Origin of the sequence: Okeania sp. SIO2F4 (assembly GCF_010672385.1) — a bacterium.
Classification (GTDB): Bacteria; Cyanobacteriota; Cyanobacteriia; order Cyanobacteriales; family Microcoleaceae; genus Trichodesmium.
In genome coordinates this window covers 1-9579 of record NZ_JAAHGT010000320.1, presented here as the reverse complement: position 1 = coordinate 9579, position 9579 = coordinate 1, and the positions used below count along the sequence as shown (strand labels likewise).

The following is a 9579-nucleotide window of genomic DNA, read 5'->3' as shown; positions in this document are numbered from 1 at the left end:
CTATATATAGTACCTCTGTGTAAGTCCTGTAAAATTTACCGCATACTTTGTTTTTTCTCTGCTTTCAAGTCTCGACTATTGGCAGCAGCTAATTCTGCATCCATTAAAGTTTTTCCTGTTGCTGCTAAATAAACGTCATCTAAACTTGGTCGCGCTTGAGCAATACCAAAAATGGGTAAACCTGCTGCTTGCAATGATTGTTGAATTGCAATTAAAGCATCACTCTGAGGTTTTACAACTAAGTTTAAGGAATTGCCCTGAGCAGCATTGATAATCACTTCTTGAACTATTGGTAGGGGTTCAAGTAATGTTTTTGCTGTTTCTGCTTCTTCAGTAGGAGAAAATTCTCTAATGCGCAAAGTGATGCGATCGCCTCCTACCCGGTCTTTAAGTTCAGAAGGAGTGCCAGTTGCTATGACTACACCTTTGTCAATAATAGCTACCCGGTCTGCTAAAGCGTCAACTTCTTCAAGATAGTGACTGGTAATTAAAACTGTTGTACCTGAGTCTCGCAACTGACGCAAAAAATCCCACACTGCTACCCGACTATCAATGTCTAAACCGACTGTAGGTTCGTCTAAAACTAAAACGTCTGGTTGATGTAGCAAACCTGCTGCTAAGTCGAGACGTTTACGAATACCACCAGAGTAAGTACCTGTTTTTTTATCCGCCCAATCTTCTATACCTAGGAGGCAAATCACTTTATCAATTCTTTCTTTGGCCAGTTTGCCAGGGATATGATATATTGCTGCTTGGAGTTGCAGTAGTTCTCGCCCTGTTAATACCTTGTCTAAGGCCACTTCTTGGGCAACGTAGCCAAGGCGTTGTCTGGCTATTCTCGGTTGGTCAGTTACGGAAACACCGGATACTTCTAAATTTCCAGCATCTGGTGTAATTAGAGTACATAGAGCGCGTAGGGTAGTTGTTTTGCCAGCGCCGTTGGGGCCAAGTAAACCAAATATTTCTCCAGGTTCTATCTTAAAGGAAACGTCCTTAACTGCTACAGATGAACCATAACTTTTTTGAAGGTTTTCTATTAAAACTGCTGGTGCCATAGTTATTGGTATATTCAGGGTTTTCCCTGAATATTGTAATAGTTTATTATTTATTTGGCCAAAAATAAGGTTTCAAGCCTCCAACTTCAGGTACAGAGAGGTACTGATAACTGATAACTGAAATGGCACTCAGCAGACTACAGAAGTAGGTCAATTTCATTCAACAAATTTTACCCATCCACGGCGAAGATGATAAACCAACCTGTTAATGATGGCATATTCATCATCATCTAGAGAACCATCGGATAACAAATTCCCAATCTGTTTACGTTCATCGCTAGTAATAACACTGGAGGACATTACTTGACTGAATACTTCTTCAAGTACATTTTTTGCTGGTGATACATTGAGTAATCTCATATAAATTATTAACTAATGACTAACTACAACTTCCATTTTTATTATTAGGGTTTTTGTAATTAGATAGGGTGATTTGAGTAATGATTAGTTAATGATTGTTCTCAATTTAATTTGTAGTTAATATCATACCTTCGATGTGAGTATGTTTGTGTTTTTTGGTGATGTTTGTCACTGATATTAAATCTAGTTGTGAAACATCACAGAAAATTAGCTGAGGCAAAAGGCAGCAGGCAACAGATGAACTAGAATTTTTTTGAAGGTTTTCTATTAAAACTGCTGATGCCATAGTTATTTGTATATTTAGGGTTTTCTCTAATAACTGAAATGGCACTTAGCAGAGTACAGAAGTAGGTCAATTTTATTCAACAAATTTTACCAATCCACGGCTAACATGATCGACCAACGTTTCTATGATGGCATATTCATCATCATCTAGATAATCAGTCAATAATACACGCCGAATTTTTTGGCGTTCATCGTTAGTAATAACACTGGAGGACATCACTTTACTATATACTTCCTCAAGTACGTTTTTTGTCGGTTGTATATTGAGTAATTTCATATAAATTATTAACTAATGAGTAATTACAACTTCCATTTTTATTATTAGGGTTTTTGTAATTAGATAGGGTGATTTGAGTAATGATTAGTTAATGATTGTTCTCAATTTAGTTTCTAGTTAATATCATAAGTTCGATGTGAGTGTATTTGTGTTTGTTGGTGATGCTTGTCACTGGTCTTAAATCTGGTTGTGAAATACCACATATTTAAATTCCCAACCTTTCCAGAGTTACTAAACTATAAGATACAAGTTTTCATACTAACAGATTGAATGTATCAGGAAATATAAAAAGGAAATAGGGAACACTTAACTGGGTATAGGGAATAGTTCAATAATTAATAATTAATAATTAATAATTACCTCTTCTTAAAAATAAGAGGATTGGTTAAAAAGGAAATTTTTTTTCTTTTCAAGGGGAGATTGGAGGCAAGCGTTTGCGCTTCGCAAAGCTTCACTTTACATGTTGCGGAGCAAAACGCGTAGCGTCCCGGAGGGAACGGAGACCTCGTCATCCCATCCTAAGGTCATGCTCCGCAAACAACCGCTTTTTTATCCACGGCGAGTGAGAGGCTTTAAACCTTTATTTTTCTGTAATAGGGAGGAAGAAATCAAGACAACTATTTGTCACTTAAAAATCTAGGAATATATGTACTTTTCCACCTCTGGTATCTACCAGATTTAAATCCCTTGAACTATTACCGCTTTTAGATTTTAGTCACTACACATCTCTCTTAATACTTATTTGACAAACAGTCTCTAAATACAGAAATCAGCCTTCTTCTCACCATTACCATCCACCAACTCAATAAACTAACTCAATGACTATCAGCGCCGATGTTCTATCATTTTTCGGATTTGCCTTGCTATTTTTTGCAGTTCTGGTGAAGTAAGTAGGATTTGCTGAAAAAGTCTTATGGGTGAGGGTAGGAGTCAGGAGTCAGGAGGACCGAGTCAGGAGAAATGGGGAATTTAGAGTAGGCAGGAGAAAGAGTTATATCAAATCCGGTTGAATACCTATTGTATAGTTGGCAGAGATGGGGAGATGGGGGGATGGGGAGATGGGGGATTGAAGTAATTATAGAATTATAAACATATACTATATAACCGGATTCTATATTATCCCTTGATTTTTCTAGCATAGTCAACCCAAAATCCTAACTTTTTGAGCTCCCAAAATGCGAAAATCTTGTACTTTTTCAAGACCTAAAAAAGCTCAAACCTTTATCTGTAAATACTTTGAAATTTAATCAGCAAGCCCTAAGTAGTTCCAAATAATTAAAAATATCTTTATTTTCACCTATACGCTTCACTTAAGACAAATTCCTCTGGGTCTATTGCTCTATAGAACCCCTAAGCGGATCTATTTAGAGATGGGGAGATGGGGAGATGGGGGTATTTTTCTACTTTTTTCCCCTATCCTATTTCTCTGACTCCTGACTCCTGACTCCTTTGCCAAAAACCTGAAGCTTTGCAGAGATACACTTAGGGTTTCTATAGTTAACATATGCATCAGCTTCAACCAACAATTTTAATTTTACCGAATAATTAATAATTAATAATTAAATAATTCACCTTTTAAAGTCTCCCCTTGGATAGGGGAAAAACCTGTCGATGGATGGCGAGGTTTCTTCGCTGGCCTCCAATCGACCAAGACAAGAAATAATATTTCCTTATATTCAATTCCCTCGCGGTTTTAACCATAGGTAATTATCCATTATCCATTAATGAACATCTCCATATTTTATATAAAATAATTCATCAATTACCAACTAAAAATTAGATTTTTATTATTAAGTATTTGGCAATTAAATAGACTGATTTAAGTTATAGTTAGTTAGTAATTGTTCTGAATTTAAAATGTGAATATTTTGGGGATGATTTACCTGACTTCAAGACAAGCTTCAATTGTTGCTAATACTGACTGAGATAAACTAGGTAAGTCATAACCCCCTTCTAAACCAAATAATATTTTGTGGGTTATTTGTAAACAACATTCTGTAAATAATCCATAGTCTTTTGGTTGTAGAGAAATACCTGCTAATGGGTCGTCATGGTTAGCATCATAACCAGCACTAATAATCAATAAATCTGGCTGAAAGTTAGCTAAAAAGGGTATAATTTTTTGCTCGAAAGTTGCTTGATAAATAGCTATTGTACTACCTGGTGACATGGGTAAATTTAGTACGTTATTGTAAGAACCATGTTCGTCAGCAGACCCTGTTCCTGGATAACACGGAGATTGATGGAGAGAACAATAGACTATATTTTCATTAGTTTCTACAATTTCCTGGGTACCATTACCATGATGTACATCCCAGTCGAGAATGGCAACTTTGTTAATGTCTGGTTTTTCTAGGGCGTAATGAGCGGCGATCGCTGCATTGGAAAATAAGCAAAATCCCATTCCCCGTCTACTTTCAGCATGATGTCCGGGGGGTCTTGCCAAAACAAAAGCAGGTTTTCCATTTCCCAATACTAGATCGACCCCATCTAACCAAGCACTTACCGCTAACAATGCCACATCATAACTTTTAGGAGAAACTGGTGTATCCCCATCTAAATAACCGCCACCACCATTAGCTATTTCTGCTATTGCTTGAATATGACTAGGAGAATGAACTTTTTCTAGCAGTGTCATCAATGATGGATCGCGCTTTTCTACCGGAGTGGGTGAGTGCCATTGGAGTTGGCCATTTTGAGTGGGAAAGGTTTTGAGAGTTTCCACAATAGCAGTTAAACGTTCTGGTCGCTCTGGGTGTAGCATACCAGTTTTGTGTTCGAGAAATTCATCGGAGTAAATAACAGAAACCATATTACAAATATAAATATTAGAGTTTGTCCAACTGACTCAAACTTTTAACTACAATTATACCAATATTTTAACTTTTCATTCAACTAGAAATATTTCTCTCTTTTCCATTTATTTGAGCAAATATTTAGACAAAATGTGCTATGATTTTAGATAGAAACAGCATGATTTTTTAATCAGACTAAAGTTAATTGGAGGAAATCCGATTTTTTTTGGTTTGTTGTTAATTAATTCTAAATTTAATGGAGTTTTTCATTATATGACTACTTCTGAGTCACGAATTGTACCAACTGATCTGCGGAACGAAATGTCCCAATCATACCTAGAATACGCCATGAGCGTAATCGTAGGTCGGGCGTTGCCAGATGCTAGAGATGGTCTGAAACCCGTCCATCGTCGCATACTTTATGCTATGCACGAATTAGGTTTAACTCCAGACCGTCCTTTCCGGAAGTGCGCTCGTGTGGTGGGAGAGGTACTGGGTAAATACCACCCCCACGGTGATACGGCAGTATACGATGCTTTGGTGCGAATGGCTCAAGATTTCTCGATGCGCTCGCCCCTGATCCAAGGTCACGGTAACTTTGGTTCTGTAGACAATGATCCCCCTGCTGCGATGCGTTATACGGAATGTCGTCTGCAACTACTGACCAGCGATGCTATGCTGCGGGATATTGATGCAGATACAGTAGATTTTGCTGATAACTTTGATGGTTCTCAACAAGAACCTTTGGTACTTCCTTCTCGCGTTCCACAACTATTTCTTAACGGTTCATCGGGAATTGCAGTAGGGATGGCAACTAATATTCCTCCCCATAATTTGGGAGAATTGATTGATGGTTTGGTGGCACTAATTCACAATTCAGAAATAACTGAAAACGAATTAATGCACTATATTCCTGGACCTGATTTTCCTACAGGCGCTCAAATTCTAGGTAAATCAGGTATTCGGGATGCTTACACTCTTGGTCGTGGTTCCATTACAATGCGGGGTGTCGCTAACATAGAAACCATTGAACACCGTGGTCGTCCTGACAAGGAAGCTATTATTGTCACTGAGTTGCCTTACCAAACCAACAAAGCAGGATTAATTGAAAAAATTGCCGAACTGGTTAATGATAAAAAAATCGAAGGTATTTCTGATATCCGGGATGAAAGCGATCGTACTGGAATGCGTATCGTTATCGAACTTAAACGAGATGCTTATCCGAGAGTTGTACTGAATAATCTTTATAAACAAACTCCACTACAAGCAAATTTCGGAGCCAATATTTTAGGACTGGTAAATTCCGAACCACAGTTATTAACCCTGAAAAAATACCTGGAAGTTTTCCTAGAATTTAGGGTAGAAACTATTACCAGGAGAACAGAATATGAGCTGCGAAAAGCTGAAGAAAGAGACCATTTATTACAGGGTTTACTAATTGCTTTAGATAATCTAGATGAAATTATTCAATTAATTCGCCATGCTGCTGATACCCCTACTGCCAAACAAGAGTTAATGGAAAATTATGGTTTATCTGAAGTTCAATCCGATGCAATTTTACAAATGCAGTTAAGAAGATTAACAGCATTAGAAGCACAAAAAATTCAAAAAGAACATGAAGAATTACTACTAAAAATTGCTGACTTACAAGATATATTAGCTAAACGGGAACGGATTTTAGAAATTATTGAAACGGAAGCTATAGAAATTAAAGAACGTCATGCTACTCCCAGACGAACTGTCATTGAACTAGCAGAAGGAGAGCTAGATGATACAGACTTAATTGCCAATGAAAAAGCAATTATTTTATTAACAGAACAAGGCTATATTAAACGGATGCCAATTAATTCTTTTGAGGCTCAAAGTCGAGCAACTCGCGGCAAATCTGGCACTAAAATGAAAGAAGATGATGTAGTTGAACATTTCCTCAGTTGTTGTGACCATGATAGTATTTTGTTCTTTAGCCAAAGGGGTGTTGTTTACTGTTTAAATGCTTATCAAATTCCTATTGGTTCTCGTGTAGCGCGAGGGGTACCAATAGTGCAAATGTTACCAATTCCTAGAGATGAAAAAGTCACTTCTATTGTACCTGTTTCCGAATTTACCGATGACGAATATTTAGTCATGCTGACTAAAGGTGGATATATCAAAAAAACAAGTTTATCTGCATTTGCTAATATTCGCTCTAATGGGTTAATCGCTATTTCTCTTGCAGAAGGTGATAGTTTAAGATGGGTAAGGAGAGCTAGAGTTGATGATAGTGTGATTATTGGTTCAAGCTCTGGGATGGCAATTCACTTTAGAACAGATGATAAACAATTGCGTCCTTTAGGTCGAAATACTAGAGGTGTAAAATCTATGAAACTTATCAAAGCCGATGAGTTAATTAGTATGGATATTTTACCCAGTTCAATAGTGGAAAAAATTGCCGATATAGATGAAGAAAATATAGAACTAGAAGAGGAAGAGTTAGAAATAGAAACTGATGAAATAGAAGAGGTAGAAAGTGATGAAGTTCCTACTACTAACAATATTGGACCTTGGGTATTAGTGATTACTACAAATGGTTATGGAAAGCGAGTACCAGTCTCTCAATTTACTTTACAAAACCGAGGTGGTAAAGGTCGCATTGCTACTAAATTTAAACAGAAAAAAAAGAAACAAGACCAAGTAGCTGCTTTGCGAGTAGTCAATGAGGCAGAAGAATTGATGATAATTACTGCAAAAGGAATTATTATTCGTCAAGCAATAGATGCTATTTCTATTCAATCTCGTAGTGCTACAGGAGTTAGGGTACAAAGACTGGATGATGCAGATGCTATAGCAGAAGTTGCTTTAGTTCCGGCAACTGAAACTGAAGAAACAATAGAAATAGAAGAAGAAGAAATAACAGAAGTAGAAGTAGTAGAAACAGAAGAAGATATAGAAAAATAAATATTTGTTTGTAGTTGCGCTTTAGTGCTAGACACATCACTCAGAACTCAAAAGTTAAATTCTTTCTGTGAGTAAGTGTGAGAGGAGTAAGAATGTCCTAAATTTCCTGGCGACTAATATACTAGCTTGACGTTGCTCTTTTACCGAATTATTAATTATTAATTATTAATAATTAAATAATTTTGGTTTAAAGCCTCCCCTTGGATAGAGGAAAAAAAGAAATAATATTTCCTGATCTTCAATCCTCTCGGTTAAAACCCGAGGTAATTATCAATTATCCATTATCAATTATCAATTAATGAACGGATATTATAGCAATCGAAGTAAAGGTTAGAATATTTCTAAATTCTCACGCCTCAGTTATAGATTATTTTTGACTTTTGCCTCACAAGAGTGCGCATTCCCTCTATTGGTCGATTGGATATGGCGAGGCGACTTCGCCATCCCCCGTCGCGTTTGCTGTCTTACGCCAACGCGACGGGGGGTCGCACCGCTTCTAACTTTTCCCTTGCGCGTAGCGCTATATGATATTAATTTATGGAATTTTCTTCTTCCTTATTCTTAGTGCAAGAAACTAATATTCACAAGAGAAAAATATTAAGTGACGCAGAAATTTATCAACGCTTACAAGACTTACAACATTGGCAAATAAAAGATAATAAATTATCCTACACTCATCAATTTCAGAACTTTGTTGAAGCCATAAATTTTGTCAATTGTTTAGTCATACCAGCAGAAACAGCAAATCATCATCCAGATATTGCTATTTCTTACAATCAAGTTACGATAAATTTGACAACTCATGATGTAGGTGGGTTAACCCTTTTAGACTTCGAGTTAGCAACAACTATTTCTCAGTTAATCAAAACTTGGAAATCAGACAAACAATGTAAATTTTAAAAGAAGGAAAAAGGAAGAATAAAGAAGGAAGAAGGTTAATTTAAAAAAGTATACATAGGTGTGAAAAAGAATCTAGGGACTCGAAAAAGTGGTAGTGCCTCAAGGAAGTGTGGGAAGTGTGGGAAGTGTGGGAAGTGTTGGAAGTGTTGGAAGCGTGGGAAGTGTGGGGAGACGCTCGAAAGTAGGAGGAATAATTGTACCTGTATCTTTAATTGGGAAATGTCTGTCTTTCGTCCTAACTTTTTGGTCTTAAAGGCTGAAAGATTTGCACTTTTTTCGCTCCCATGTGGGCGCTCAACCTTGATATATCAGTGCTTTTAGATTATATTGGCCAGCCCTACTTGACGAATCCCACACTTTGCTGACGCACAACCGAAAAAGTTTATGTAATATGAAATACGTTAATTTTTGCTACTAAAGATTGATAGGGAGATAGGGAAATGGCTAGATTCGTGTATTTGCACAATTTTTTCGATTTCATGTAATTGAACTATTACGGAACAGTTTTTAGATTTTAGATAAAGTCCCTGGGTGGCGATAGTGCTACGCACCGCTGCGCGACATGAAACGCAGCGAAACGCCCTATTGCAGGTTGATAATCAATATGAAATATGAAATACGTTAATGTTTACTGCTTAAAGATTAGTGAGATGGGGGATGGGGAAATGGCGATATTTGTGTATTTGCACAATTTTTTCGATTTCATCTCATTAAACTATTACGGAACAGTTTTTAGATTTTAGATAAAGTCCCTGGGTGGCGATCGCCCTATTGCAGGTTGATAATTAATATCAAATATGAAATACGTTAATGTTTGCTACTTAAAGATTAGTGAGATGGGGGGATGGGGAAATGGCGATATTTGTGTATTTGCACAATTTTTTCGATTTCATCTCATTAAACTATTACGGAACAGTTTTTAGATTTTAGATAAAGCCCCTGGGTGGCGATCGCCCTATTGCAGGTTGATAAT

Annotated in this window: 8 protein-coding genes; 3 read left to right on the top strand and 5 right to left on the bottom strand. The window is 36.9% G+C overall.

Translation table 11 applies throughout. From position 1 onward, the window contains the following. Nucleotides 1-35 precede the first annotated feature (35 nt). From F6K22_RS19990 to F6K22_RS19970, 5 genes are all read right to left on the bottom strand, one after another. On the bottom strand, nucleotides 36-1055 hold the full coding sequence (locus F6K22_RS19990) for an ABC transporter ATP-binding protein (protein WP_293101659.1): 1020 nt from the start codon (nucleotides 1053-1055) through the stop codon (nucleotides 36-38). 156 nt (nucleotides 1056-1211) lie between these two features. Then, entirely contained in the window at nucleotides 1212-1415 is a 204-nt protein-coding gene (locus tag F6K22_RS19985; RefSeq protein ID WP_293101656.1) for a hypothetical protein, read from the bottom strand. Nucleotides 1416-1521: 106 nt separating this feature from the next. After that, a complete protein-coding gene (locus F6K22_RS19980; RefSeq protein WP_293101653.1) occupies nucleotides 1522-1701 on the bottom strand; it encodes a hypothetical protein in 180 nt (59 codons plus the stop codon). Nucleotides 1702-1773: 72 nt separating this feature from the next. Next, nucleotides 1774-1917, bottom strand: a complete 144-nt coding sequence (locus tag F6K22_RS19975; RefSeq protein ID WP_293101650.1) for a hypothetical protein — start codon at nucleotides 1915-1917, stop codon at nucleotides 1774-1776. Between the two features lie 1939 nt (nucleotides 1918-3856). Beyond that, on the bottom strand, nucleotides 3857-4789 hold the full coding sequence (locus F6K22_RS19970) for a histone deacetylase family protein (RefSeq protein ID WP_293101647.1): 933 nt from the start codon (nucleotides 4787-4789) through the stop codon (nucleotides 3857-3859). Between the two features lie 256 nt (nucleotides 4790-5045). Here F6K22_RS19970 and gyrA point away from each other — a divergent pair, with 256 nt between their 5' ends. The 3 genes from gyrA to F6K22_RS19955 all read left to right on the top strand — a co-directional run bounded on the left by gyrA (nucleotide 5046) and on the right by F6K22_RS19955 (nucleotide 8859). Next, nucleotides 5046-7706: a DNA topoisomerase (ATP-hydrolyzing) subunit A gene (gene gyrA / locus F6K22_RS19965; RefSeq protein ID WP_293101644.1), complete on the top strand. Its 2661-nt coding sequence runs from the start codon at nucleotides 5046-5048 to the stop codon at nucleotides 7704-7706. A gap of 537 nt (nucleotides 7707-8243) precedes the next feature. Continuing rightward, nucleotides 8244-8606: a 4a-hydroxytetrahydrobiopterin dehydratase gene (locus F6K22_RS19960; RefSeq protein ID WP_293101641.1), complete on the top strand. Its 363-nt coding sequence runs from the start codon at nucleotides 8244-8246 to the stop codon at nucleotides 8604-8606. 88 nt (nucleotides 8607-8694) lie between these two features. Next, entirely contained in the window at nucleotides 8695-8859 is a 165-nt protein-coding gene (locus F6K22_RS19955) for a hypothetical protein (RefSeq protein ID WP_293101638.1), read from the top strand. The last annotated feature ends 720 nt before the right edge of the window (nucleotides 8860-9579 follow it).